We start from the raw sequence: 25,409 nt of genomic DNA, 5'->3' as shown, positions 1-25,409 counted from the left end.
CCATGAAGGCCGAGTACTGGACCATCGTCGCGTGCGGGATCTTCTTTGCGATCGTCGCGCCTGTCTACTGGGTCCTGACGCACGACTACACCGGCACGTCAGCACTGACCATGACGTTCCTGCTGACCGCGCTGCTGGGCTTCTACCTCGGCGTCATCGCCAAGCAGATCCCCGACCGTCCTGAGGACCGCAGCGACGGCGAGATCGCCGACGGTGCCGGCGAGCAGGGCTTCTTCCCGCCCTACAGCTGGTGGCCGCTGTTCTGCGCCTCCGCGCTCGCGATCGTCGTCCTGGGCGTCGTGATCGGCTGGTGGCTGTTCATCATCGGCGCGGGGCTCCTGTCGGTCGCTGCGATCGGCTGGATCTTCGAGTACTACCGCGGCATCCACGCGCACTGACGCGTGTCACGTCGGGCGCCGCGCGTCCGAAATGACGACCAAGCACCATCTAGAATGTCCTGGTGAGGGATCTTCGTCTGCCGGCCGCGCTCGCGTGCGCGGCTCTTGTGAGTCTGTCCGCCTGCACCGCCGATGGGGTCAAGGATGCCGTCACCCCTGACAAGCCCAAGGATCCCATCACCCTGTCGGCCAACGTCGCCCAGAAGGCGACCGACGTGCGGGTCGACACGATCGTCGCGGTCAAGGCGGCACACGGGTCGATCACGAGCGCGGCCCTGGCCAGCGACGACGGCAAGTCCACCGTCAAGGGCCGGGTCGCCGGCGACTCCTGGCTGGCGAGCGAGCGGCTCGAGCCCGGCACGGCCTACACGTTGCAGGTCAAGGGGACTGGCGAGGACGGCAAGCCCAAGCGCATCATCCGGCACTTCACGACCCAGCCCCTGACGCTCGCCCAGCAGACCTACCCGTCCGTCGCCCCCCTTCAGGGCGAGACGGTCGGTGTCGGCATGCCGGTCATCGTGACATTCGACGTGCCGGTCAGGAATCGCGCGCTGTTCGAGCGCAACATGAGCGTCCAGTCGACTCCGGCGGTCGACGGGTCCTGGACCTGGTTCTCGGACCGCGAGGCGCACTTCCGCCCGCGCACCTTCTGGCCGGCCCACGCCAAGATCAAGATCAACCTGCGGCTCAACGGGCTGCCCGCCGGCGGCGGCATCTACGGCCAGCAGGACCAGCTCATCGACTTCCGCACCGGCAGTAAGCGCGTCAGCGTCGTCGACGTCGCGAAGCACCAGCTGAAGTACACCGTCGACGGCAAGGTCGAGAAGACCATCCCCGTGACGACAGGCGACAACGGGCACCGCACCCGCGAGGGCGTCAAGGTCATCATGGAGAAGTTCTCCTCGATCGACATGGATGCAGCCACGACGGGCGTCGACTCCGAGGACCCGGGCTACTACAACATCTCGGACGTACGGTGGGCGATGCGGCTCACCAACTCCGGCGAGTTCCTCCACGCCGCACCCTGGTCGGTCGGCTCGCAGGGCCGCGCCAACGTGAGTCACGGCTGCACCGGCATGAGCACGGCCAACGCGAGTTGGCTCTACCACCACTCGCGCCGCGGCGACGTCGTCCGCTACATCCACAGTCCGCGGCCGCTGGAGGCCCGCAACGGGTGGACCGACTGGAACGTCTCGTGGTCGGCGTGGCTCAGGGGCTCCGCACTCCACAAGGCCTGACCTTCAGGTCAGCAACGACGAAGCCCCCGCCAGCGATGCTGACGAGGGCTTTCGTTCGTGTGCGGCGGGTCAGTGCACCCGGGGGACGCCCGACTCGGACACGCCCTGGAACTCGTCGCCGAGCTCGACCGGGTGACCGTCGTGATCGCGCAGGTGCTCCTCGGCGTGGTGGACGTCCTCGACGGTGGGCTTGTCGACCGAGCCGTCGTAGTAGATCTCCCGAGCCTTGGCGCGCAGCTTGGCCATCCGGCTGTGCGGCGCGGCGACGCCGTTGTGATCGGTCTCCGGAGGAGCCTCGAGCACCGGCAACCGGTCGTGGTTGGTCAGCGAGTACTGCGAACCGACCGGCAGGGGAGCGTGGCGCTCGGTGAAGCCGCCGTCAGGCGACCGCTCGATGACACCGGTCTCGTAGCCGTGCAGGATGCGGTTGGCGTCGGCCCGCTGCAGCCCGATGCAGATGCGCTTGGTGATCATGAAGGTGACGACCGGCAGGACGAACAGTCCGATCCGGCAGAACCACGTGATCGCGTTGAGGCTCAGGTGGAACTTGGTCGCGATGATGTCGTTGCCACCACCGATCCACAGCACGCCGTACGCCGTCATCGCCGCGACGATGAACGCCGTGCGGAACGGCGCGTTGCGTGGGCGCTCGAGCAGGTGGTGCTCGCGCTTGTCACCCGTGATCCACTGCTCGATGAACGGCCAGGCAGCACCGACGCCGAGGAAGAGACCCGGCAGGACCGCGGCCGGGAAGAAGACGTTCCAGCTCCACGTGTAGTTGAAGAACGTGCTCTCCCAGTTGGGCATGATGCGGACCGCACCCTCGACGAAGCCCATGTACCAGTCAGGCTGGGAGCCTGCGGTGACCTCTGAGGGGTTGTAGGGGCCGTAGGCCCAGATCGGGTTGATCTGCAGCACGGCGCCCATCAGCGCGGTGAAGCCGAAGACGACGAAGAAGAATCCGCCGGCCTTGGCCGCGTAGACCGGGAGCATCGGGTAGCCGACGACGTTCTTCTCGGTGCGTCCGGGCCCGCCCCACTGCGTGTGCTTGTGGTAGACGAGCAGGATCATGTGAGCCCCGATGAGCGCGAGCAGCAGCGCGGGGATCAGCAGGATGTGCACCATGTAGAGGCGCGGGATGATCACGTCGCCGGGGAACTCCCCGCCGAAGATGAAGTACTCGAGATAGGACCCGACGATCGGGATCGACCTCAGCAGGCCGTCGACGAAGCGGAGGCCCGTGCCGGACAGCAGGTCGTCGGGGAGCGAGTAGCCCGCGAAGCCCTCGACCAGTCCGAGCACCATGAGGCTGATGCCGATGAGCCAGTTGATCTCGCGCGGCTTGCGGTAGGCGCCCGTGAACATGACGCGCAGCATGTGCACGATCATGGCGGCGACGAACAGCGCGGCGGCCCAGTGATGGATCTGCCGGATGAGCAGGCCGCCACGGACATCGAAGGAGATGTCGAGCGTCGAGGCGTACGCATGGGACATCTCGAGGCCGTTGAGCGGCGTGTAGGAGCCGTTGTAGGTCGTCTCGGCCATGCTCGGCTGGAACCAGAACGTCAGGAACGTACCGGTCAGGAGCAGGACGACGAAGCTCCACAGAGCGATCTCGCCGAGCATGAAGGACCAGTGCTCGGGGAAGACCTTGCGAAGAAGGTGCGACCGCTTGCTGGCGCCGGCGAGACCGAGACGGTCATCCAGCCACCCGACCGGACCGGCTGCCTTCTTGCCGAACTCGGTGTCCTCGATGTTGGTGCGTTCGTCGACGGTGCTCATGACTTATCATCCAACCTCTTCTGGTCACGGGCCAGTTCTGGGTAGCTGGGGCCGACGACCTCGGGGAAGTCGCTCACCGCGATGAGGTAGCCCTCGGAGTCGAGTGCGAGCGGCAGCTGGGGGAGCGGGCGGTGTGCCGGCCCGAAGACGACCTTGCCATTGTCGGCCAGGTCGAACGTCGACTGGTGGCACGGGCACAGCAGGTGGTGCGTCTGCTGCTCCCACAGGCTGATCGGGCAACCGACGTGGGTGCAGATCTTGGAGTAGCAGAGGATGCCGTCGATGCCCCAGTTCTCACGGCCCTTGCTGGGCGTGATGGCCTCGGGCTTCATGCGTACGACGATCACGGCGGCCTTGGACTTCTCCTGCAGCAGCTCAGTGCCGTGGAGGACGGCTTCGCCGTCCTTGTCCTTCTCGTACATGATCGCGGGCTCGGCGTTGACGAGCTGGCCGACCTGGAGGTCCGACGGCTTGATCGGGGTGCCGGCGACGTCGTTGACGACGCGCATGCCCTTCTTCCACACGGTGTTCTTGTGGCCGTAGGGCAGCGGGCCCATGTCGCGCAGCATGATGACCGTGGGCAGCGCCAGGAAGCTCATCGAGAGGAACAGCGAGCGACGGATCAGCGGGCGGCGGCCGAAGCCCGACTCGTTGATGCCGGCGTTGAGGTCCTCGAGGGTCGCGGCGCGCTCCTCGGCGGTCGAGGCGGCGGGGTGGCGCAGCTCAACCATCTCGTCGTCGCCCATGAGCTTCTTGGCCCACTGGATGATCCCGACGCCCATCAGCAGCAGTGCGCCGCCGAGGGTCGCGCCGAGCGTGAAGTTCATGGCCGACCAGCCCAGGAACGTCTGGTCCTTGTCGATCATGATGTAGGCGACGCAGAACCCGATCAGCAGCAGCGATGCCACCGTGAACATGCCGGTGATCTGTCGCTCGGCACGCAGCTCCTGCGCCGGGTCGACATCGGTCGGCCGGTGCTGGTGCGCCGGCAGTCCTGGGTCCTTGATCGGCTCGGCGTCGGTCAGCTGATCCAGCTCGTCGCTCATTTCTTCTTCACTCTCGCTCCGTGCGCGCCGATCCAGATGGCTGCGATCAACAGGCCGCCGATGCCGATGAGCCAGGTGAACAGGCCTTCGGACACCGGGCCAAGACCGCCACCGGCCATGCCGCCGTAGTTGGGCTGGTTCTGCACCTGCTTGATGTAGGCGATGATGTTGCTCTTGTCCTCAGGCGTGATGACGTCGTCGGAGAACACCGGCATCTGCTGTGGGCCGGTCATCATGGCCTCGGCGATGTGCTTGGCGCTGACGCCGTCGAGCCTGGGGGCGTACTTGCCACCCGGCAGGGCGCCACCGGCGCCGACCGAGTTGTGGCAGGCCGTGCAGTTGGTGCGGAAGAACTCGCCACCCTCACGGATCTGCTCGATCGTCTTGCCGGAGATGTCGGTGTACTCGTCGTCCGGGATGGCCGGTCCGGCGCCCAGCGTGGCGATGTAGGCAGCGAGCTGCTTGGTCTCCTCGGCGGTGTACTCGGGATCCTTGGCCGGAGCCTGCGGCGCCGACTGGGCCATGGGCATGCGACCGGTGCCGACCTGGAAGTCGACGGCGGCCGCGCCGACGCCGATCAGGGACGGGCCGTAGTTGCCGCCGCGCTTGGTCTCGATGCCGCTGGCGTTCTTGCCGTGGCAGCTGGCGCAGCCGACGAGGAACAGCTTGCGACCGGCATCGACATCATTCTGGGATGCGGTCTCGGCGGCACTCGCGGGCTGGAACCTGACAGCTGAGTAGACCCCTCCGACAACGCCGAGCGCCAAGAGCAGAACGACGATGCCGGCAAGTGGATGCCGGCGTCTGGTGGACAGTTTCCGCACCGAGAACCTCATTCCTTGAAGTGCTGCTGAGAATACCTTCGGGCGGTGACCCGACATGCAGTGAGGGGAGCCTTATTTGATGAGGTAGATCGTGGCGAACAGCCCGACCCACACCACGTCCACGAAGTGCCAGTAGTAGGACACGACGATCGCCGAGATCGCCTGCTCGTGCGTGAACTTGCGGGCCGCGAACGTACGGCCGATGACCAGCAGGAACGCGATGAGGCCGCCGACGACGTGGAGGCCGTGGAACCCGGTGGCCAGGTAGAACATGCTGCCGTAGGGCGAGCTGGAGATCGTGACGTGCTCGGTGACCAGGTTGGCGTACTCGGTGGCCTGGCCCGCGATGAAGATCGCGCCCATGAGGTAGGTGAGGACGAACCACTCACGCATGCCCCACAACTTGATCTGGGAGAGCTTGCCGCTGCGTCCCGGCTTGCCGCGCTCGGCGGCGAACACACCGAACTGGCAGGCGACCGACGACAGCACGAGGATCGTGGTGTTGACCGCGGCGAACGGGACGTCGAGCTTCGCCGTCTCCTGGCTCCACAGGTTGGGGGAGATGTTGCGGATCGTGAAGTACGCCGCGAACAGCCCGGCGAAGAACATGAGCTCGCTGGAGAGCCACACGATGGTCCCCACCGTCACCATCGACGGACGGCCTTCCTGGCCATGGAGTCGGGAAGCAGGAATCACGGATGTAGTCGCCACGCGATCATTATGTACGATCAACTCGTGAGCGAGCACAAGCCCCTACGTGTCCTGGTCTACAGCGACGATCGTGACGTCCGCGCTGCCGTGTTGTCGGCCCTCGGAGCTCGCCCGCATCCGGACCTTCCGCCCTTCGAGTATGTCGAGTGCGCGACCGAGCCGGTCGTCTTCCAGCACCTCGACGAGGGCAAGATCGACCTGGTGATCCTCGACGGCGAGGCCGTGCCCGCCGGCGGTCTGGGCATCGCGCGCCAGATGAAGGACGAGATCTACCAGGCACCGCCCGTGCTGGTCCTCACCGGACGCCCGCAGGACGCGTGGCTCGCCACGTGGTCGCGCGCCGAGGCAGCGGTTCCCCACCCGATCGAGCCGATCCGTCTGGCCGAGGTCGTCATCGACCTGGCCCGCGGTGTGCTCCAACCCGGCTGACCTCATGTCGACGACATGGCCTGAGGTGCTCTCCGCGCTCGTGGCCAGGCAGGACCTCGACGCCGACTCGACGACGTGGGCGATGGAGGAGATCCTCTCCGGCAACGCGACGCCGGCGCAGATCGCCGGATTCGCAGTGGCCCTGCGTGCCAAGGGCGAGACCCTCGCCGAGGTGCAGGGCCTCGTCGACGCGATGTACCGCCACGCGGTGCCGTTCTCGGTCGAGGGCCGGGTGGTCGACATCGTCGGCACTGGCGGTGACCTCGCCAAGACCGTCAACATCTCGACGATGTCGGCCGTCGTCATTGCCGGCGCGGGGGTCCCCGTGGTCAAGCACGGCAACCGTGCGGCCTCCAGCGCCAGCGGTGCGGCTGACGTGCTCGAGGAGCTCGGCGTCCGTCTCGACGTACTGCCCACCCGCTTGGGTGAGGTCCTCGACTCCGTCGGGATCACGTTCTGCTTTGCACCGGTGTTCCACGCGTCCTACCGCTTCACGGCGGTGCCGCGACGTGAGCTCGGCATCCCGACGACGTTCAACTTCCTCGGCCCTCTGGTCAACCCGGCCAAACCTGCTGCCTCGGCCGTCGGTGTGGCTGATGCCCGTATGGGGCCGATCATGGCGGGTGTCCTGGGCGCGCGCGGAGCCGATGCGTTCGTGTTCCGCGGCGACGACGGGCTCGACGAGATCACCACGAGCACGACGTCACGCGTGTGGATCGCCGATGGTGCCACCGGTGAGGTCGTGGAGGACACGATCGACCCTCGGGCCCTCGGCTTCGACTATGCGCCGGTGTCGGAGCTGACCGGCGGCGACCCGGCGTTCAACGCCAAGGTCTTCGAACGCGTGCTGGGTGGTGAGCAGTCAGCCGTACGCACGGCAGTGCTGCTCAACGCCGGCGCGGCGATCGCGGCGCACGAGGCCGCGTCGGGCGACCTGGAGACAAGGCTGCGGGCCGGCATCGAGCGCGCGAAGGAGTCGATCGACACCGGCGCCGCCACGAAGGTGCTCGAGAACTGGGCGAGGACGACGCAGACGTTGGTCTGAACCTCAGAGCCCGATGGAGAAGGCTTCCTCGAGGTCGTGCTGGCTGAACGTCTGGAACGCGATCTGGGTCTGGGTCGACAGCACGCCGTCGACCTTGTTGAGCTGGTCTGCCACGACCGACGAGACGTCGTCGACCTGCCGCACGCGGACCATCGCCAGCAGGTCGAGGTCGCCGGTGACGGAGTAGACCTCGCTGACGCCGTCGATGTCGGCGATCTGCTCGGCGATCTCGGAGAGCCGCGAGACCTCGGCCTGGATGAAGACGATGGCAGTGATCACGTTCTGCACACTATCCCGGCCGCTGGAGCCCTTGCCACGACGCGCTGGCGTCCTCGAACGGCGAGAGGTGCCGGGCGGCGCCACCCAGTGGGGTGTGCCAGGAGCCGCGCACCATGCGCAGGCCGGGAGAGGCGAGCCAGCGCAGCAGGGTCTCGGTCTCCTCGGCGGTCGCCGCAGGGATCGGCCCGAAGCCAGGCTCGACCGACTCGGCGGTGGCCAGGAGCGCGTCGACCCAGCCGATCGGATGCGTGCCGCGGGGCATGACCCCCGCGGCGGCGAGCCGGCCGAACCGGATGACGTGGATCTCCCAGCCCTCGGGATGCGGCGCGGCGGCGACGAGCTCGTCGGTGGCGGTCAGCTCGCGGAGCCGCTGGGTGCGGGCGACGGCCCGGAGGAATCCCGTGAGGCGGTCGCGCCAGATCGCGGCGTCCTCGAACCGCTCGGTGCGCGCGAGGTCGAGCATGCGGGCCCGGATGGCGGTGACGAGCTCCTCGGGATCGCCGGTCATCGCCTTGCGAACGTGGGACACCTCGGCGGCGTAGGTCTCGAGGTCGACCGAGCCGTCGCAAGGGGACAGGCAGTGCCCCATCTCGGCGAGGGCGCACGGCGAGATGCGTGACTTCTTGGCGAGCTTGGTCGTGCACTGGCGGATGCGGAACGAGTCGTGGAGCGCCGTGAGCGCTCCCTCGGCCGCCGCGCGCCCGCGGAACGGACCGATGTAGTCGGCATCGTCGTCGAGGATCTTGCGGACGATCGACAGCCGTGGCCACGGCTCGCGCGTCAGCTTGAGCCAGCTGAGCCGTTCTGGGAACCGGGACCGCCGGTTGTAGGGCGGCCGGTGCTTGCCGATCAACCGCAGCTCGCGAACCTGTGCCTCGAGCGCTGTGGCGCACACGATGCCCTCGATGCGCTGGGCCAGCATGACCATCTCGCCCATTCGCGTGCGGGTCTCGGCCTTGGTGAAGTAGGACCGGGTGCGGACGCGCAGGTTGCGGGACGTGCCGACGTAGAGGATCTCGTCACGGGCGTCGCGGAACAGGTAGACCCCCGGAGCCTCCGGCAGGTGGTCGGCGAGGTGGCGCTTGCGCCGCTGCTCGGGCTTGACCTTGGCGGTGTAGGTCGACACCTCCTCGAGCGTCGTGACGCCCAGCGGCCCGAGGCGCTCGAACAGGCCGTGCAGGACGTCGACGGTGGCTCGTGCGTCGGAGAGGGCGCGGTGGTTGGGCGTCGTCGTGGCGCGGAACTTCGCGGCCAAGGTCGCGAGCTTGCAGTTGGGCACCTCCTCGCGCGACAGCACCCGCCGGGCGAGCGTCGCCGTGTCGAGGGTCTCGAAGCCGGGCCACGGGATGCCGAGCTCACGGCTGTAGTGCTTGAGGAAGCCGATGTCGAACGGCGCGTTGTGCGCCACCAGCACGCTGCCGCGCGCGAACTCGAGGAAGCTCGGCAGCACCTCGGCGATGCGCGGCGCGCCGATGACCATCTGGTTGGTGATGCCGGTCAGCACTGTGATGTAGGCCGGGATCAGCTCGTCAGGATTGACGAGGCTCTGGAACTCGCCGACGACCTCGCCGCCGCGGACCTTGACCGCGCCGAACTCGGTGATCTTGGAGCCCTTGGCGGCCGAGCCACCGGTCGTCTCGAGGTCGACGACGCAGAACGTCGTGTCGGCCAACGGACGGCCGAGCTCGTCGAACGAACCTTGAACTACCTCCATGTGGTTCACCGTAGGTGGGGGTGCCGACAGACTCGTGGATCCTGCAACGCGCGGCGTTTTTGTCCGGACCGGCTCCTAGCGTCATGAGTGTCCCGAACGGCGGGGCGTTGGCAACAGCAGGAGGTGCAGGCATGACTGAGAATTCCCCCACCGACTCCGTGGTCGTCGATTGCGACCGGTGTCTCGTACGCAGTCCGAGTGCGTGCGGCGACTGCATCGTCACGGTGCTGCTCGGCGCGCCGCCGGCCGGGATCGAGATCGACGCAGAGGAGATGGCGGCCCTCGGCGTGCTCGCCGATGCCGGCCTGACGCCGCCTCTCCGCCTTGTGACGCCCGTCACCGGACCCGAGACACAAGCTGGTTGAGAGTTGAACTGACCTCATCCGCCCCCTACAGTGGTGGCTTGTGTGACCGGTGAACGCCGTCCCCCCCGGGCGGCGTCGGGCGCACCGCCGAATTGCCACAGTCATGGGGAAGATGTCTGAGGCGAACCGGGGACCCATGTGTGTGGGGTGAATCGGAACGGGCTGGTCTGTCAAGGACTGGCGCGGACTGTAGGGCAGACCTTGGCCCGAACCCGTCAGCTCACCCGGTAGGCGTCGAGGCAACATAGGAGTCTTGCGTGCGCTTGCCCGCTATCTCAAAACGTCGTCAAGGATTCGCTGCAGCAGCGGCACTCGCCGTGATCGGAGGGCTTTTCGTCCTCCCGTCCGCCGGAGCCGACCCCGCCGTCACCCCCAAGGACGTCGAGGCCGCCTTCCACAAGGCCGAGGCCATGAACGAGCAGGTCAACCAGCTCGATGTCCAGGCCAAGCAGACACAGTCCGAGATCGATGACATCACCGGTGACATCAACCGTGATCTCGTCGACTACAACCGGCAGAAGGCCGAGCTCGGCGCTGCGATCGCCCAGCAGCAGATGGACGCCCCCCTCGGGCCGAGCGTCAACCTGCTCAGCAGCGGCGACCCCGACGAGTTCCTCGCGGGTCTGGGCGCCGTCCAGGCGCTCAACAGCACCCGCGCTGACGCCCTCGAGAGGTTCGGAGAGACCAGCAAGGAGCTCCAGAACCGTCGCGCCCAGCTGCAGGACCGCAAGGACTCGCTCGCGGCCGCCCGCAAGGACGCCGACGCCAAGCGCGACAAGATCCGCAAGCAGTACGCCGACGCCAAGGCCGAGCTCGCTCGCCTGACGGCCGCTCAGCAGGCGCAGTTCAACTCCAGCGACACGACGATGCCCGAGGTCGACGCCTCGGGTCGTGCCAAGGTGGCGATCGACTTCGCGCTCGCGCAGCTCGGCGACCCGTACGTCTACGGCGGCACCGGCCCCAACTCGTGGGACTGCTCCGGCCTCATCATGAAGGCCTGGGCCGCTGCCGGCGTCTCGCTGCCGCGCGTCGTCGGCCCCCAGATGGCGGCCACCACGCGCGTCCCGATGAACGCACTGCAGCCCGGTGACCTCGTCGCGTACGGCGACATGTCGCACATCGGCATGTACCTCGGCGGTGGCCGGGTCGTGCACGCGCCGCGCCCCGGCAAGAGCGTGGAGATCACGAGCCTGAGCGGCTTCAGCGTCGGCGGGCGGGTTGGCTGACCCAGCCCGAAGGCTGGGGCCCAACGCGGTCGCCGTCCTGGTCCTGATCGCTCTGGGCGCGGGGCTGCTGCTGTGGCAGCGGCCGTGGCAGGGGTCCGACGACGTCGTCGTCGGCATCCCGGCCGACGCAGCGTCGCAGCTCGCCACGCAGTTCCGTGCGCTCACCGATGCCGACTCCGAGTCGGCCTTCGTGACGGCTGCCGGTACGTCGGGGGCCGCCAAGGCGTTTGCGCGTCGGGCCTGGCGCGCCCGTACGGCTTTGGGTGCCGAAGCGGTCGAGCTCCGCTACGTCAGCGGTGGCGAGGTCGCCGACCACCCGGATGGCTCGGCGTCGGCCACGGTCGACGTCAGCTGGCGCGCCGGCGGCGAGATCGGGCTCAGCGACACCTCCGTGCACACCTCGTCCGTGACGTTCCGGGTGGCTCCGCAGGCTGACGGCCGGTTCTCGCTGGTCTCCGCGGCGCCCGACGACGGTGCGCTGCCGATCTGGCTGGCTGGCGACGTCACGGTCGAACGGAGTCCGGGATCCGTCGTCATCCAGGTCGACGGGGGAGACGCCGAGCTGCCGGTGGAGTCGATGGCCACGACGGCCCGTTCGGCCGTCGGTCGCGTCGTGCCCGGCACCAAGGGCGATGTCACCGTCGTCTCGCCGCACACGCAGAGCCAGATGGCACGGCTCGTGGGGCAGCCGCTCGACGAGGTGCGCCAGATCGCCGCCGTGACGACCCGGCTCGACGGTCGCGGTGGCAGCTCGGCCGACACTGTCATCGTGCTCAACCCGGCCGTGTTCTCGACGATGGATCGCCGCGCCGCCCAGGTCGTTCTGACGCACGAGGCGACGCACCTGCTGACCCACGCCGTCGGCACCCGCGCCGAGAGCTGGGTCGTCGAGGGATTCGCCGACTTCGTCGCGCTGCACGACGACACGGCGTCCCTGTCGATCAGTGCCGGTCAGATCCTTGCCGAAGTCAAGGCCGGGCGTGCCCCCAAGCACCTGCCGACGACGACGGACTTCGGAGCCGAGAGCCATGGCCTCGGTGCCGTCTACGAGTCGGCGTGGATGATCTTCCGCATGCTCGCCCAGACGTACGGCGACGAACGTGTCGTGGGCTTCTACGAAGCGGTCCTGTCGGGCACGGCGCTCGACAAGGCATTGTCGACCTCGTTCGGCCTGACGGTCGACCAGCTCACCACACGCTGGCAGGACTACCTCGCGAAGAGTGCCTCGACCGTGTCGTGAAAGTCGCGCAGCACGGCGTTGCGCTTGACCTTGAACGATGGCGTCAAGTAGCCGTTGTCCTCGGTCCAGTCCTCGGGCAGGATCACGAACTTGCGGATCGACTCGGCCTGGGAGACCTGTGAGTTGGCGTCGTCGATCGCCTTCTGCACCTCGTCACGCAGGGCCGGGTCGTCGAGGTCGCCGGTCCACGCCTCTGGATCGATCGTGACGAGTGCCGCGACGAACGGCTTGCCGTCACCGACCACGAGGCACTGGCTGACGTACGCGTTGGCGCGCACGCGGTCCTCGAGCACGGCCGGCGCGACGTTCTTGCCGCCGGCGGTCACGATGATCTCCTTCTTGCGGCCCGTGATGCGCACGTAGCCGTCGGCATCGACCTCGCCGAGGTCGCCGGTCGCGAACCAGCCCTCGGCGTCGAGCGCATCGGCGGTCGCCTCGTCGTTGTGCCAGTAGCCGGTGAAGACCTGCGGGCCCCGGAAGCTCAGCTCGCCGTCGGGTCCGACTCGGACCTCGGTGCCCGGCAGAGGGCGGCCGACCGTGCCGATGCGCTGGTCGTCCGGGGTGTTGACGCACAGGGCAGCGGTGGTCTCGGTCAGGCCGTAGCCCTCGAGGACAGTGACGCCGATGCCGCGGTAGAAGTGCGCGAGGCGGTCGCCGAGCGGCGCGCCACCGGAGATGGCCCACTCGGCGTGCCCGCCGAGCGCGTCTCGGAGCCGTCCGTAGACCAGCCGGTCGAACAGCGCATGGCGCGTGCGCAGGGCGATTCCGGGCTTCCCGGTGTCGAGTGCCTTGCTGTAGGCGATGGCGGTCTGCGCGGCCCGGTCGAAGATCTTGCCCTTGCCGTCGGCGTACGCCTTGCTGCTGGCGGTGTTGAAGACCTTCTCGAACACGCGCGGCACGGCGAGCACGAACGTCGGCTGGTAGGACCCGAGGTGGGTCACGAGGTCCTTGACGTCGGCGGTGTGGCCGAGCTTGGCGCCGGAGCGGATCGCGCCGACCTGGATGATGCGGGCGAACACGTGGGCGAGCGGGAGGAACAGCAGCGTCGACGCACCCTCGCGCTCGAACAGCTCGGGGAGCTCGGGGATCGCGGCGCCCAGCTCGTAGCGGAAGCTGCCGTGCGTGAGCTTGCAGCCCTTGGGGCGACCGGTCGTGCCGGAGGTGTAGATCAGGGTCGCCAGCGTGTCGCTCGTGAGGGCGCTCCGGCGGGCCTCGACGTCGGCGTCGCTGACGTCTGCGCCGCGAGTCGTGATCTGGTCGATGGCGTCGTTGTCGAGCACCCAGGTCTCACGCAGGTCCGGCGCCTCGGCCTCCTTGACCCTGGCGAGGTGGACGTCGGACTCGACGATCGCCGCGACCGCACCGGAGTCTGAGAGGATCCACTCGATCTGCGCAGCGGACGAGGTCTCGTAGACGGGGACCGTCGCGGCGCCGATCCACCAGATGGCGTAGTCGGCGACGGTCCACTCGTAGCGCGTCTTGGAGAGCAGCGCGACGCGATCGCCCGCCTCGACGCCGGCGGCGATGAGTCCCTTGGCGACGGCAAGGACGGTGCGGTGGAAGTCACCGAGGGTGACGTCGCGCCACTCACCGTCCACCATGCGGGCCAGCGCGACGTCATCGGCGTGCTCTGGGAGGCGGTCGAGGATGTCGTCGGAGAGGTTGCCCAGTTCGGGTGCATGCGCCTGTGTCACGTACGGCAGGCTACTCTCACGCGCTGCGGCGTACGGAATCGGTGGGCGTCCCGGCGGCGACCTCCCGGGGAGAGCGGTCACCGACAAGGCCACTAGCATGGGGACACATATTCGAGCCGGACGAGGAGGGGTGATGGCGCGAACCACGAGTGACATCGTCATCGACGCTCCAGCCGCCACGATCATGGACGTGATCGCCGACTTCGGGTCCTATCCGGGGTGGGCCACGGGCGTCAAGGCGGCCGACGTCGTCGACGCCGGCGACGGATCACGGGCCAAGCAGGTGCACTTCATCCTCGACGCCACCCCGATCCGTGACGAGTACGACCTGGGCTACACGTGGGACGGCAACACGTCCGTGTCGTGGAGCCTGGTCGAGAAGGGCTCGATGCTGAAGTCGATGGACGGCGCGTACATCCTCGAACCGGTTGACGACTCCAGCACCCGCGTGACCTATCAACTGGCGGTCGACGTCTCGATCCCGTTGCTCGGCATGCTCAAGCGCAAGGCCGAGAAGGTCATCATCGACACCGCCCTCAAGGGGTTGAAGAAACAGGTCGAGGCCCTGTGAGTGAACACAGCTCCAGCGCGGCCTCGGAACCTGTCGGTTCGGTCGCCGAGGAGGCGTTCAAGCTCTTCCGGGCGATGGCGTCCCAGCCGCACGCCGCCACCGATGGCGACGCTGCGACCCACGTGTGCACCAACGCCTGGTGCCCCGTGTGCCAGGTCGCCGGCTTCGTCCGCGACAACCCGGAGGCGTTGGCGAAGGTCGCCGAATCCGCTGCCCAGCTCACTCGCTCGCTCCGCGAGCTCATCGACACTGCTCTGACACCTCGGGACGAGACATGACACTGGCCGTTGGCGTCGACATCGGCGGAACCAAGATCGCGACGGGACTGGTGTCGGAGGACGGCAAGATCCTCGACTCGGTCTCGGAGCCGACCCCGGACGATGCGACCAAGATCCCGGCTGTCGTGGCCGACCTCGTCGAGCGCCTCGTCGGCGACGAGCAGGCTGCGGGCATCGGCATCGGAGCCGCCGGCTTCGTCGGCGAGGACCGCTCGACGGTGCGTTTCGCGCCCAACATCGATTGGCGTGAGGAGCCGCTCGGTGAGCGGGTACGCGCGCTGGTCGACCTGCCCGTTGTGGTCGAGAACGACGCCAACGCCGCGGCCTGGGGCGAGTTCCGCTTCGGCGCCGGCGAGGACACCGACGACCTGCTGCTCGTCACGATCGGCACCGGCATCGGTGGCGGCATCGTGCACCGCGGCCGGCTGTTTCGCGGCGGGTTCGGTGTCGCGGCCGAGATCGGCCACATGCGCGTCGTCCCCGACGGCATCCTGTGCGGCTGCGGCCAGCACGGCTGCTGGGAGCAGTACGCCAGCGGCAGCGCCCTCGTACGCAATGCTCGTGAACGCGTCGCCAACGAGGACGAGGGGTCAGAGGCGATCGCCGCCCTCGGCGATGGCGACCTGTCCAAGATCACCGGTCCCGCCATCACCAAGCTGGCGCAGCAGGGCGATGCCCTGGCGATCGAGCTCCTCGCCGAGCTGGGCCGCTGGATGGGCGAGGGCATCGCGGTCCTCTCGGCGATCCTCGACCCGAGCGTCATCGCGATCGGCGGTGGCGTCGGAGCCGCGGGTGACCTGCTGATGACGCCTGTCGTCGAGGCGTTCGAGGCTCACCTCCCCGCACGAGCCCATCGTCCCGAGGCCGCCCTGCGGCTCGCGGCACTGGGCAACGAAGCCGGCATCATCGGCGCCGCCGACCTCGCACGAGTCGAGCCCAACCATGGCTGACAAGCTCGCCGTCGGAATCGACATCGGCGGCACCAAGATCGCCGCCGGCGTCGTCGACGAGGACGGCCACATCCTGGCCCGGCTCAAGCGGGAGACCCCGACGACGGAGCCGCTCGAGGTCATCGACGCGATCGCCGACATCACCGAGGAGTTCCGCCGTGAGCACCACATCCGCGCGATCGGCGTGGGTGCCGCTGGTTTCGTCGACGCGACGCAGTCGACCGTCCTGTTCGCCCCGCACCTCGCGTGGCGTCACGAGCCGCTGCGCGACGCAGTCGCCCGGCGCACCGGCCTGCCCGTGCTGGTCGACAACGACGCCAACGCCGCCGGCTGGGCCGAGTGGCGCTACGGCGCAGCCCAGAACGAGGCGGACCTCGTCCTCATCACGCTTGGCACCGGCATCGGGGGCGCGATCGTCATCGACGGCCAGCCCTATCGCGGCCAGTTCGGCATCGCGGGCGAGTTCGGCCACATGCAGGTCGTACCCAACGGCAACCAGTGCGAGTGCGGCAACCGGGGCTGCTGGGAGCAGTACGCCAGCGGCCGGGTCCTGACTCGTCGCGCCCGCGCGGCCGCGACCGAGGGCACCGACTTCGGCAAGACGCTGCTGGCCGAGGCCGGCGGCGAGGTGACGGCCATCGAGGGCCACCTCGTCACCAAGCACGCACAAGCCGGCAACGACGAGGCGGTCGAATGGATCGCCGAGGTCGGCGACTGGCTCGGCGTCGGCATCGCCAACCTCGCTGCGGCGCTCGATCCCGGGATGTTCGTCATCGGCGGTGGGGTCAGCGACGCCGGCGAGCTGCTGGTCGACCCGGCGCGAGCCGCCTTCAGTCGTACGCTGACGGGTCGCGGCTATCGCGCCGAGGCGCGGATCGTACGGGCACACTTGGGGCCGGAGGCCGGCCTCATCGGCGCCGCCGACATGGCCCGGCTCACAGCACGGCGCCGTCGTCCGGCCAATCCTTCCGCGAGGGCCCGTGTTCGGGCAACTGCAAGATCAAGTAGATCGCGCACGCGACGAAAGTGAGCGAGGCGGCCGCCACGATCGGCCGGTCGAGGAAGACCCCGCTCAACGTCGCGATCACGAGCGCAAGCGGCGCGCCCAGCACGCCGGCCCAGGCCAGCATGATGCCGCGCCGTCGAGGGATCAACGGGGTCGGCTCGACCTTGCGGTAGAACGGCTCCTCGGCGTCCTCTGCGTCGACGTCGTCGTCGGTGCGCGGTGACCAGGCGGGCTCCGGCGTCTCCTCGACGGGCTCGATCGGCTCGTCGATGAACGAGAGGTCGAGGTCCAGCCCTTCGACGATCTTGTCGAAGTCGTCGCGCTCAGTCATCGAATGTCCCGACGTGCTCGGCGATGAACGTTGCCGTGCGATCGAAGATCAGCTGGTCGTCGTTGTCGATCGTCGCGACGTGGTAGCTCTCGGGGAGCGCCACGACGTCGAGGACCTTGGACGACACGCCGGCCCGGATGAGCTCGACGGACGTGGGGTCGAGCACGTGGTCCTCGTCGGACTTGAAGACCAGCAGCGGTTGCGTCACCTGGTCGAGGTGGGTGCGGACGTCCTTCCACATCACGAGCTGTGATGCGAGCGCCTTGAGGGGCGTACGGACGTAGCCGATCTCGTCCTGGCCGGGCTTCTTGATGTCGTTGCCGATGCCGGGCAGGGAGCGGGCGAGCCGCTTGAGGACCGGCAGGAGCTTGAGGTCGAAGCGGGCGAGGTTGATCGCGGGATTGACCAGCACGACGGCATCGACGTCGGCGGGGCGCTGCTCGGCGAGCCGCAACGCGAGGCAGCCACCCATCGACAGGCCGGCGACCACGACGTGGTCGCAGCGTGAGCGGAGCTCGGTCAGTGCTGCGTCGACCTCGGCGTACCACTGCTCCCACGTCGTCGTGTTGAGCTCCTGCCACGTCGTGCCGTGACCGGGAAGACGCGGCACCCGCACGGTGTGACCCAGGCCGGCGAGCTGCTTGCCCCACGGCGTCATGGACGCGGGGGAGCCGGTGAAGCCGTGGCTCAGGAGGACGCCGATGCGTCCACCGTCGGCAGAGAACGGCTCGGCTCCGGGCACCACGGCCGGGGACGTCGTCGGGGTCATGCGTCCATCTTCCCTCATCGTGGTTCCGATCGGGTCGCATCATGCGAAAGGGACGCGGTTCAGAGTAGTGTCCTGTCCGTGTTCTATTGGTTCCTGAAGTTCCTCGCACTGGGCCCGTTGCTCAAGCTGATCTTCAGGCCTTGGGCCGAGGGCACGGAGAACGTGCCCAAGGAAGGCGCGGTCATCCTCGCGAGCAACCACCTGTCCTACTCCGACTGGCTGTTCATGCCACTCGTGATCCCGCGTCGCGTCACGTTCGTGGCCAAGGCTGAGTACTTCGAGGGTTCCGGCATCAAGGGCTGGCTGCAGAAGACCTTCTTCTCCGGCGCCGGTCAGGTGCCGATCGACCGTACGAGCGGCTCGGCGGCTGCCGGAGCGATCAAGACGCAGCTGCGGCTCCTCAAGGACGGCGAGGTCTGCGGCATCTATCCCGAAGGCACCCGCTCGCACGACGGCAAGCTCTACCGCGGACGTACCGGCGTGGCCCGACTGGCGCTCGAGGCCGGCGTGCCGGTCATCCCACTCGCGGTCATCGGCACGGATGTCGTGGCGCCTCCCGGCAAGATCTTCGGCAAGTTCGCCCGTCCTGGCGTCCGGTTCGGCAAGCCGCTCGACTTCAGCCGCTACGAAGGCATGCAGGACGACCGCTACATCCTCCGCGCCATCACCGACGAGATCATGTACGAGATCATGCGGCTGTCGGGTCAGGAGTACGTCGACCTCTACGCGCAGGACTCCAAGAAGCGAGACCGTGACGCGGAGCGCGAGGCCGCCAAGGTCGTCGCCCGCGCCGAGGCCGACGAGGTCTGGGACGAGATCAAGCCCGAGTAACGCTCACCACAACGAAGGGAAGCTCGATGCGCGTCGGCATGCTCACTGGGGGAGGCGACTGCCCCGGACTCAACGCGGTCATCCGTGGCGCAGTGCGCAAGGGAGTGTCCACGTACGGGCACGAGTTCGTCGGATTCCGCGATGGTTGGCGCGGGCCGCTGGACAACGACACCATCACGCTCGACATCAACGCCGTGCGCGGCATCCTGCCTCGTGGTGGCACGATCCTGGGCTCGTCGCGGACCAACCCGTTCGCGATCGAGAACGGCGTCGAGCGCATCAAGGACAATCTCGCGGCCAACGGCTGTGACGCGTTGATCGCGATCGGCGGCGAGGACACCCTCGGCGTCGCCACCAAGCTCGCCGATCTCGGCGTCAACGTCGTGGGCGTGCCCAAGACGATCGACAACGACCTGTCCGGGACCGACTTCACGTTCGGCTTCGACACCGCGGTCAACATCGCGATGGAGGCGATCGACCGGCTCCACACGACGGCCGAGTCGCACCACCGCGTGCTGGTCGTGGAGGTCATGGGTCGCCACGCCGGATGGATCGCGCTGCACGCGGGTCTCGCCGGTGGCGCCAACATCATCCTGATCCCCGAGCGCCCGTTCGACATCGACAAGGTGTGCGCGCAGGTCGAGAGCCGCTTCGCGACGCACTACTCGCCGATCATCGTGGTCTCCGAAGGCGCCGTCCCTGCCGACGGCGGATCGATGTCGCTCGTGAGCGGCCAGAAGGACGCGTTCGGCCACGTACGCCTCGGCGGCATCGGCGACCGGCTGGCGTCCGAGATCGAGCAGCGTACGGGCCAGGAGGCGCGCGCGGTCGTGCTGGGCCACATCCAGCGCGGCGGCACGCCCACGGCCTTCGACCGCTGGCTCGCCACGAGGTTCGGCCTCCACGCGATCCAGGCGGTGCACGAGGGCGACTTCGGCAAGATGGTCGCCCTGCGCGGCACTGACATCGAGCGGGTCCCGCTGTCGGAGGGCACCAAGGAGCTCAAGGTCGTACGCCCCGAGCTCTACGAAGAGGCCGAGGTTCTCTTCGGCTGAGCGGCGCGTCCACGCAAGAACGCGTGGAACGAGCCACGATCGTACGCGGGTAGGATTGGCTGGTGAGCATTCCCAGCCTTGACGACCTCCATGCGATGGGTGCTGCCCAGCAGCCCACGTATGTCGATCCCTCTGCCCGCGACGCTGCGGTGCGGACGCTGCGCAAGATGCCACCCCTCGTGTTTGCCGGCGAGTGCGACGCCCTCCGTGACCGGCTCGCCGAGGTCGCGCGTGGCGAGGCGTTCCTGCTGCAGGGCGGCGACTGCGCCGAGACGTTCGAGGGCGTCACCGCCGAGAACGTCCGCAACAAGCTCCGCGTCCTGCTCTCGATGGCAGTCGTGCTGACCTACGCCGCGAGCGTGCCGGTCGTCAAGGTCGGCCGCCTCGCCGGTCAGTACGCCAAGCCGCGCTCGAGCGACTCCGAGACGCGCGACGGCGTCACCCTGCCGGCCTACCGTGGCGATGCGGTCAACGGCTTCGACTTCAACGCCGAGTCGCGGGCGCACGACCCGCAGCGGCTCGTGGACGTCTACCACGCCTCGGCGTCGACGCTCAACCTCGCGCGCGCGTTCACGACCGGTGGATACGCCGACCTGCGCCAGATGCACGCGTGGAACACCGACTTCGTCAAGAACAGCCCCGTCGGCGAGCGCTACGAACGCATCGGCGCCGAGATCGACCGCGCGCTCGCGTTCATGGATGCGATCGGCGTCGATCCCGACGAGTTCCACACCGTCGACTTCTTCTCGTCGCACGAGGCGTTGATCCTCGAGTACGAACACTCGCTGACGCGCATCGACTCGCGCACCGAGCGGCCCTACGACGTGTCGAGCCACTTCGTGTGGATCGGCGAGCGCACGCGGCAGCTCGACGGTGCACACGTGGAGCTGATGAGCAAGATCGCCAACCCGATCGGCGTCAAGCTCGGCCCCACGAGCACCGCCGATGACGCGATCGCGCTCTACGAGAAGCTCAACCCCGAGCGCACGCCCGGCAAGATCACGTTCATCACCCGCTTCGGCGCCGGCAAGATTCGCGACGGTCTGCCCAATCTCGTCGAGAAGGTCACTGCGGCCGGCATCGAGGTCGCGTGGGTGTGCGACCCGATGCACGGCAACACGTTCGAGACCTCCAACGGCTACAAGACGCGCGAGTTCGACGACGTCATCGACGAAGTTCGCGGCTTCTTCGAGGTGCACCGCTCGCTGGGCACCTGGCCCGGCGGCGTGCACGTCGAGCTCACGGGCGACGACGTCACCGAGTGTGTGGGTGGCGGCGCCAAGCTGTCGGCCGAGGACCTGTCGCACCGCTACGAGACGCTGTGCGACCCGCGCCTCAACCGGGCCCAGAGCCTCGAGCTCGCGTTTCTGGTGGCTGGCATGTTGTCCGAGCAGTCTTGAGTCTGCGACGGGGCCGGGGTCGATGACTGCTGTCGATTGTCGGCTCACCGTTGATCGACCTCATCGCGGCTTGGCTGATCGCTCCGAGGTGCTGCGGTCATTCCCAGCGCCTTGGTCCAGACGTTGCGTCGTGACGGAACCTTCGAGTGGTCGGGTCAGGGGTCGCCGGGTTCATGGCTGATTTGACCTACTCCGAAGTTGGGGCGACGGCTCGCGAGCTGCTGCCTGACGGCTATCACCACGTACGTGCCACGCGCTCGCTCGGCGTGGTGGACCTCGACGCGGTCGCTGAGATCCTGTTCAGCTGGAAGGTGCAGGAGCGAGCCGGCGTGCGGCGGATCGCCGGTCCTGATCGGGTCGGGCCGGGCGTCGACGTGACGTTCCGGTCCATGCTCCAGACCATTCCGTGCCGCGTCGTCGAGGTCGTTGACGAGCCCGACCGTCGCGGCTTCGCATACGGCACGCTGCCCGGCCACCCCGAGACGGGGGAGGAGCGGTTCCTGGCTCAACGCGACCCGAAGACCGGCGAGGTGACTGCGACGATCACCGCCTTCTCGAACCCGGCGACCTGGGTGACCCGGCTCGGCGGCCCCGTCGCCCGGCTCGTACAGCGACTGATGACTCGTCGCTACCTCGACGCGATGGTCCCTTAGTCCTCCGGCTGGACCTTCAGCGTCAGCAGCACCGTGGCCAGCGAGTCGTACTGGCCGCACAGCAGCAGGAACTCGATGAGCTCGGGCTCGCTGAGGTGCCGGCTCAGCGCGGTCCACGTCGCGTCGTCGATGTACTTGTCGTCGACGAACTGGTCGACCGCCGCGAAGAACGCCCGCTCGCGCTCGGTCCAGCCGGGCCAGGTCTCGTCGGCGAGGTGGTCGATCTGCGCAGGAGTGACCCCGGCCTTGCGCCCGATGCGTACGTGGTGGCGGCGCTCGTACTCGCACTCGCGGATCGTCGCGATGCGCAGGATCACGAGCTCGCTCTCCCGGCGCGGCAGCCGGCCGCCCGGCATGAGCTTGCCGCTGTAGTAGAGCCAGCCGCGGAACAGCTTGCGCTGCCGGCCCAGCGTCGTGAAGATGTTGGGCTTCCTGCCGCCGATGACGCGGCCGGCAACGGCGCTGACGCCGTAGTTGACGAGTCCGAGCTCCTTGAGCCCACCGGGCGCGATACGGGGATGGTCCATCGCGTCAGTCTAGGGGAACCTGTACGTGCGTCTCACTACGTCCAGAGGCCTCCGCGAGCACCATGGCGGCGAGCACGAGAGCGCCCCCGACCAGCAGTCGCCAGCCCAGGCCTTCGTCGCCGAACGTGATGGCGAACGTCGCCGCGAACACCGGCTCCATGGTCATGAGCAGGGCCGCCCGCGACGCGTCGAGCTGGCTCTGCGCCCAGGTCTGGGCCAGCATCGCCAGGGCGCCGGCCGCGAGTGCCATGTAGATCGTCGCGATCCAGTCGCCCGACCGCTCCGGCAGCGTCAGCCCGCCCGGCGCCGCGGCGACGAAGCACAACGCGGCGATGACGCCCATCTGGATCGTCGCCATCGCGTACGCGTCCTTGGCCGACGACCAGCGCGACAGCACCACGATGTGCACGGCGTAGAGGATCGCGCAGACGAACGTGATCGACTCGCCGAACCCCACGGCGAACCCACGCAGCGACAGGATCGCGAGGCCGAGGGTCGCCAGGGCGACGGCGACCCACACCGTGCGGGAGACCCGCTGGCGGAACGCCAAGGAGGCGAGCACCGGGGTTGCCACGACATAGAGGCCCGTGATGAAGCCCGACACGCTTGCGTCGGTGTGACCGAGGCCGACCGTCTGCATGATCTGCGCGACGCCGTAGATGCCGCCGGCGTACGCACTGCGGCGCCGCATCTCGGGGGAGAGGCGGCCGATCGCACGGGGTGCGAGCAGGAGCAGCGCCGCGAACGCGATGGCGAAGCGTACGGCGAGGAAGTCCGGCGCCGGTACGCGGTCGAGCAGGTCCTTGATCAGGAAGAACGTGGAGCCCCACACCGCCGTGACGCTGAGCAGCGCCGCGGCGGCGAGCCTGGTGCGCACGAGCTCAGAAGCCGACGATGGTGACGGTGGAGCCCTTGGGGCGCTCCGACCCAGCCCTCGGTGTCTGCGCCTTGACGGTGAAGTTTCCGGCCCCGAACGCCGTCATCTTGAGCCCGGCCTCGCCGAGCACCTTGGCGGCGTACTTGCGCGAGTGGCCGACGAGGTCGGGGACCGTGACGAGCTCGGGTCCCTTGGAGACCGTGAGCTGGATGTTGTCGTTCTTGAACTTCGTGCCCTCGAACGGGTCCTGTGTCACGACGATGCCCTTGGCGACGTCGTCGCTGAACACCTCGGTGGCCTTGACGTCGAACCCGAGCTTCTCGAGCGCGGCCTTGGCCTCCGTGAAGGGCTTGCCGCGATAGTCGACGACCGTGATCGGCCTGGGCCCCTTGCTGATCGCGAGATCGACCGTCTGGCCGCGCTTGAGCTGGTCCTTGTAGGTGTGATTGGTCGGCTTGACGACCCGTCCCTCCCGCACCTTCTCGTCGAAGACCTGCGTGGTCTCACCGACCTTGAGGTGAAGGTCCTCGAGCGCGGCTGTGGCCGCGGCGAGGGTCATGCCCTTGATGTTCGTCGGGATCTGGAAGCGTTCCTTGCCCAACGAGACGACTGCCTCGATCGTCTTGCCCGGCAGGATCTTGGCGTTGGGTTCGGGGTTGGTGTCGATCACCGTGCCCGCGGGCGCCGTCTCGGAGAACGCCTCCTTGACGACCTTGAACTTGAAGCCGTCCTTCTCGGCGGTCTGCTTGGCCAACGCCGTCGCGCTGCCCTCGAGGACAGGCGTCTGGTCGTAGCGGCCAACGCTGAACCAGTAGCTGACGACGAACACCAGGAGCGCCGCCAGGACCGCCAGGATCAGGAGGTTGCGGCCCCGGTGGGACGTCTGCTCGCCGCCGCGCGCCTTCTTGTAGTCCTCCGGAGACATCGGCGGATGAAGTCCAGCCGGCCGGTCTGCCGCTTCGGGCAGCTCGGGCGGGGCGTCGAGGCCGGCGCGGGTGATGGGGTCGACCGGCGTCAAGGGAGCCAGGCCTGCGGACCACTGCACGGTCGCCTCGTTGACATCGACCGACTCGGTGGCTTCGGAGTCCGAGGCGAACGAGCGGGACGCCAGCGGTGCAGGCGCGCGTACGGACACCGTGGGTGCCTCGTCCGGATCGACATGGCGTACGCCCGGCAGGAGATCGGCGACCAGGTCGGGGTCGTCGGCGAGACCCGCATCGAGCGCCCGTTGCACGGACCGGACCTGCTGCAGCATGACCCGCGCATCGGTGGACCGCTGGTCGCGGTCTCGCACCGTCGCCCGCGCCACGAGTGCATCGACGTAGGGCGGGATGTCGGGCCGGATCGCCGACGGTGCGCCGATGTCCTCGTGCACGTGCTTGTAGGCGACCTGGATGGGGGACTCGCCGGCGTGCGGCTTGATGCCCGTGAGCATCTCGTAGAGCATCGCGCCGCACGCATAGACGTCGGACCGCGCGTCGGCGCCGTCGTTCGTGACGATCTCGGGGGCGAGGTAGGAGACCGTGCCGATCAGCGTGCCGCCGGTCGCCGTCGTCGCGGCGCTGACGGCCCGGGCGAGGCCGAAGTCGGCGACCTTGACGTCGCCGTCGGGGGTGATGAGGACGTTCTCGGGCTTGACGTCGCGGTGGATGATCTTGGCGGCGTGCGCGGCCGACAGGGCGACGAGCACCTGCTCCAGCAGCTCGAGCGCGCGATAAGGCGGCATCGGCGCCTCGTCACGCATGAGGTCCCGCAGCGTGTGGCCCGGGACGTACTCCATGACGAGATAGGTGACGTCGCCGTCACGGCCTTGGTCGAACACCGAGACGACGTTGCGGTGGTTGAGCTGGGCGGCGGACTTGGCCTCGCGGACGAAACGGTCGGTGAACTGCTGATCGTCGCCCAGGCCGTGGTGCATGACCTTGATCGCGACCTCGCGGTCGAGCCGGCGGTCGACAGCACGAAACACGCTCGCCATCCCGCCGCGTGCAATGCGGTTGCCGATCAGGTAGCGGTCGTTGAGGACGCGCCCGACCAGGGCTTCGTCGCCCGTCACTGTCACGCCACCCTCCCTCGACATTGCTGGATCCCCCCGAACCCGTCCACTGATTCTAGAGACTCTTCCACACCAGGAACGTGACGGTGGGCGTGTCACGGTCTTGTCGTGACG

The 25,409-nt window shown here is 68.3% G+C and carries 27 protein-coding genes and 1 riboswitch; of the genes, 15 read left to right on the top strand and 12 right to left on the bottom strand.

Going from position 1 to position 25,409, the window contains the following annotated elements:
* Positions 1-2: 2 nt before the first annotated feature.
* Both ESP70_RS03175 and ESP70_RS03170 read left to right on the top strand, forming a co-directional pair.
* Positions 3-398, top strand: coding sequence for a cytochrome c oxidase subunit 4 (locus ESP70_RS03175; RefSeq protein WP_149687903.1), 396 nt, complete (start codon positions 3-5; stop codon positions 396-398).
* A gap of 62 nt (positions 399-460) precedes the next feature.
* Entirely contained in the window at positions 461-1,636 is a 1,176-nt protein-coding gene (locus ESP70_RS03170; RefSeq protein ID WP_246161762.1) for a L,D-transpeptidase, read from the top strand.
* A gap of 69 nt (positions 1,637-1,705) precedes the next feature.
* On the opposite strand, the gene qcrB is transcribed toward ESP70_RS03170, so the two are convergent.
* The 4 genes from qcrB to ctaE all read right to left on the bottom strand — a co-directional run bounded on the left by qcrB (position 1,706) and on the right by ctaE (position 5,984).
* On the bottom strand, positions 1,706-3,418 hold the full coding sequence (gene qcrB, locus ESP70_RS03165; protein ID WP_149687902.1) for a cytochrome bc1 complex cytochrome b subunit: 1,713 nt from the start codon (positions 3,416-3,418) through the stop codon (positions 1,706-1,708).
* Positions 3,415-4,464 carry a cytochrome bc1 complex Rieske iron-sulfur subunit gene (gene qcrA, locus ESP70_RS03160; protein WP_149687901.1) on the bottom strand — a complete coding sequence of 350 codons (1,050 nt, stop codon included), beginning with the start codon at positions 4,462-4,464 and terminating at the stop codon, positions 3,415-3,417. The genes qcrB and qcrA overlap by 4 nt, the downstream gene beginning before the upstream one ends.
* Positions 4,461-5,288 carry a cytochrome bc1 complex diheme cytochrome c subunit gene (qcrC, locus tag ESP70_RS03155; protein ID WP_149687900.1) on the bottom strand — a complete coding sequence of 276 codons (828 nt, stop codon included), beginning with the start codon at positions 5,286-5,288 and terminating at the stop codon, positions 4,461-4,463. The genes qcrA and qcrC overlap by 4 nt, the downstream gene beginning before the upstream one ends.
* A gap of 72 nt (positions 5,289-5,360) precedes the next feature.
* Positions 5,361-5,984, bottom strand: a complete 624-nt coding sequence (gene ctaE / locus ESP70_RS03150) for an aa3-type cytochrome oxidase subunit III (protein ID WP_483923591.1) — start codon at positions 5,982-5,984, stop codon at positions 5,361-5,363.
* A gap of 39 nt (positions 5,985-6,023) precedes the next feature.
* On the opposite strand from ctaE, the gene ESP70_RS03145 reads away from it, so the two are divergent.
* Both ESP70_RS03145 and trpD read left to right on the top strand, forming a co-directional pair.
* The gene (locus ESP70_RS03145; protein WP_149687899.1) at positions 6,024-6,428 is read left to right on the top strand and encodes an Rv3143 family two-component system response regulator; all 405 of its coding nucleotides are present in this window, start codon (positions 6,024-6,026) and stop codon (positions 6,426-6,428) included.
* A 4-nt stretch (positions 6,429-6,432) separates the two neighbouring features.
* A complete protein-coding gene (trpD, locus tag ESP70_RS03140) occupies positions 6,433-7,473 on the top strand; it encodes an anthranilate phosphoribosyltransferase (RefSeq protein ID WP_149687898.1) in 1,041 nt (346 codons plus the stop codon).
* A gap of 3 nt (positions 7,474-7,476) precedes the next feature.
* Here the strand turns inward: trpD and ESP70_RS03135 are convergent, their stop codons facing one another.
* Positions 7,477-7,752, bottom strand: coding sequence for an Lrp/AsnC family transcriptional regulator (locus ESP70_RS03135; RefSeq protein ID WP_056215766.1), 276 nt, complete (start codon positions 7,750-7,752; stop codon positions 7,477-7,479).
* A 10-nt stretch (positions 7,753-7,762) separates the two neighbouring features.
* Complete coding sequence (locus tag ESP70_RS03130) at positions 7,763-9,466, bottom strand: DEDD exonuclease domain-containing protein (protein WP_149687897.1); 1,704 nt, start codon at positions 9,464-9,466, stop codon at positions 7,763-7,765.
* A gap of 131 nt (positions 9,467-9,597) precedes the next feature.
* Between ESP70_RS03130 and ESP70_RS03125 the strand changes: the two genes are divergently transcribed.
* From ESP70_RS03125 to ESP70_RS03115, 3 genes are all read left to right on the top strand, one after another.
* Positions 9,598-9,831 carry a hypothetical protein gene (locus ESP70_RS03125; RefSeq protein WP_149687896.1) on the top strand — a complete coding sequence of 78 codons (234 nt, stop codon included), beginning with the start codon at positions 9,598-9,600 and terminating at the stop codon, positions 9,829-9,831.
* A 75-nt stretch (positions 9,832-9,906) separates the two neighbouring features.
* A riboswitch (cyclic di-AMP (ydaO/yuaA leader) is annotated at positions 9,907-10,080 on the top strand.
* A gap of 8 nt (positions 10,081-10,088) precedes the next feature.
* Positions 10,089-11,057: a C40 family peptidase gene (locus tag ESP70_RS03120; protein WP_149687895.1), complete on the top strand. Its 969-nt coding sequence runs from the start codon at positions 10,089-10,091 to the stop codon at positions 11,055-11,057.
* Positions 11,050-12,297: a basic secretory protein-like protein gene (locus ESP70_RS03115; protein ID WP_149687894.1), complete on the top strand. Its 1,248-nt coding sequence runs from the start codon at positions 11,050-11,052 to the stop codon at positions 12,295-12,297. The genes ESP70_RS03120 and ESP70_RS03115 overlap by 8 nt, the downstream gene beginning before the upstream one ends.
* Here ESP70_RS03115 and ESP70_RS03110 read toward each other — a convergent pair.
* The gene (locus tag ESP70_RS03110) at positions 12,264-13,991 is read right to left on the bottom strand and encodes an AMP-dependent synthetase/ligase (protein ID WP_246161761.1); all 1,728 of its coding nucleotides are present in this window, start codon (positions 13,989-13,991) and stop codon (positions 12,264-12,266) included. The genes ESP70_RS03115 and ESP70_RS03110 overlap by 34 nt on opposite strands.
* 133 nt (positions 13,992-14,124) lie before the next feature.
* On the opposite strand from ESP70_RS03110, the gene ESP70_RS03105 reads away from it, so the two are divergent.
* The 4 genes from ESP70_RS03105 to ESP70_RS03090 are packed head-to-tail and all read left to right on the top strand — an operon-like array spanning position 14,125 to position 16,820.
* Entirely contained in the window at positions 14,125-14,562 is a 438-nt protein-coding gene (locus ESP70_RS03105) for an SRPBCC family protein (protein ID WP_149687892.1), read from the top strand.
* Entirely contained in the window at positions 14,559-14,840 is a 282-nt protein-coding gene (locus ESP70_RS03100; RefSeq protein WP_149687891.1) for a hypothetical protein, read from the top strand. Before ESP70_RS03105 ends, ESP70_RS03100 begins: the two co-directional genes overlap by 4 nt.
* Positions 14,837-15,790 (top strand): ROK family glucokinase, encoded by a 954-nt coding sequence (locus ESP70_RS03095; RefSeq protein WP_149687890.1) that lies wholly within the window; start codon positions 14,837-14,839, stop codon positions 15,788-15,790. The genes ESP70_RS03100 and ESP70_RS03095 overlap by 4 nt, the downstream gene beginning before the upstream one ends.
* Positions 15,783-16,820 carry an ROK family glucokinase gene (locus tag ESP70_RS03090; RefSeq protein WP_149687889.1) on the top strand — a complete coding sequence of 346 codons (1,038 nt, stop codon included), beginning with the start codon at positions 15,783-15,785 and terminating at the stop codon, positions 16,818-16,820. Before ESP70_RS03095 ends, ESP70_RS03090 begins: the two co-directional genes overlap by 8 nt.
* On the opposite strand, the gene ESP70_RS03085 is transcribed toward ESP70_RS03090, so the two are convergent.
* The gene (locus ESP70_RS03085) at positions 16,726-17,127 is read right to left on the bottom strand and encodes a hypothetical protein (protein WP_149687888.1); all 402 of its coding nucleotides are present in this window, start codon (positions 17,125-17,127) and stop codon (positions 16,726-16,728) included. The genes ESP70_RS03090 and ESP70_RS03085 overlap by 95 nt on opposite strands.
* Positions 17,120-17,896: an alpha/beta hydrolase gene (locus ESP70_RS03080; RefSeq protein WP_149687887.1), complete on the bottom strand. Its 777-nt coding sequence runs from the start codon at positions 17,894-17,896 to the stop codon at positions 17,120-17,122. Before ESP70_RS03080 ends, ESP70_RS03085 begins: the two co-directional genes overlap by 8 nt.
* A gap of 78 nt (positions 17,897-17,974) precedes the next feature.
* On the opposite strand from ESP70_RS03080, the gene ESP70_RS03075 reads away from it, so the two are divergent.
* The 4 genes from ESP70_RS03075 (at position 17,975) to ESP70_RS03060 (ending at position 21,835) form a co-directional block, all read left to right on the top strand.
* The gene (locus ESP70_RS03075) at positions 17,975-18,727 is read left to right on the top strand and encodes a lysophospholipid acyltransferase family protein (protein WP_056213288.1); all 753 of its coding nucleotides are present in this window, start codon (positions 17,975-17,977) and stop codon (positions 18,725-18,727) included.
* Positions 18,728-18,765: 38 nt separating this feature from the next.
* Positions 18,766-19,782 (top strand): 6-phosphofructokinase, encoded by a 1,017-nt coding sequence (locus ESP70_RS03070; RefSeq protein ID WP_246161760.1) that lies wholly within the window; start codon positions 18,766-18,768, stop codon positions 19,780-19,782.
* Between the two features lie 59 nt (positions 19,783-19,841).
* Positions 19,842-21,182 (top strand): class II 3-deoxy-7-phosphoheptulonate synthase, encoded by a 1,341-nt coding sequence (locus ESP70_RS03065; protein ID WP_342780165.1) that lies wholly within the window; start codon positions 19,842-19,844, stop codon positions 21,180-21,182.
* 173 nt (positions 21,183-21,355) lie between these two features.
* Complete coding sequence (locus ESP70_RS03060) at positions 21,356-21,835, top strand: DUF1990 domain-containing protein (RefSeq protein WP_149687885.1); 480 nt, start codon at positions 21,356-21,358, stop codon at positions 21,833-21,835.
* On the opposite strand, the gene ESP70_RS03055 is transcribed toward ESP70_RS03060, so the two are convergent.
* The 3 genes from ESP70_RS03055 to pknB are packed head-to-tail and all read right to left on the bottom strand — an operon-like array spanning position 21,832 to position 25,301.
* Entirely contained in the window at positions 21,832-22,362 is a 531-nt protein-coding gene (locus tag ESP70_RS03055) for a carboxymuconolactone decarboxylase family protein (RefSeq protein ID WP_149687884.1), read from the bottom strand. The two genes, ESP70_RS03060 and ESP70_RS03055, sit on opposite strands and share 4 nt — an antisense overlap.
* A gap of 4 nt (positions 22,363-22,366) precedes the next feature.
* Positions 22,367-23,239, bottom strand: a complete 873-nt coding sequence (locus ESP70_RS03050) for a DMT family transporter (protein WP_149687883.1) — start codon at positions 23,237-23,239, stop codon at positions 22,367-22,369.
* Positions 23,240-23,243: 4 nt separating this feature from the next.
* Positions 23,244-25,301, bottom strand: a complete 2,058-nt coding sequence (pknB, locus tag ESP70_RS03045; protein WP_246161759.1) for a Stk1 family PASTA domain-containing Ser/Thr kinase — start codon at positions 25,299-25,301, stop codon at positions 23,244-23,246.
* Positions 25,302-25,409 lie beyond the last annotated feature (108 nt).

This window comes from Aeromicrobium ginsengisoli (genome assembly GCF_004134905.2).
GTDB lineage: Bacteria > Actinomycetota > Actinomycetes > Propionibacteriales > Nocardioidaceae > Aeromicrobium > Aeromicrobium ginsengisoli.
This window is presented reverse-complemented; position numbering and strand designations above follow the sequence as displayed.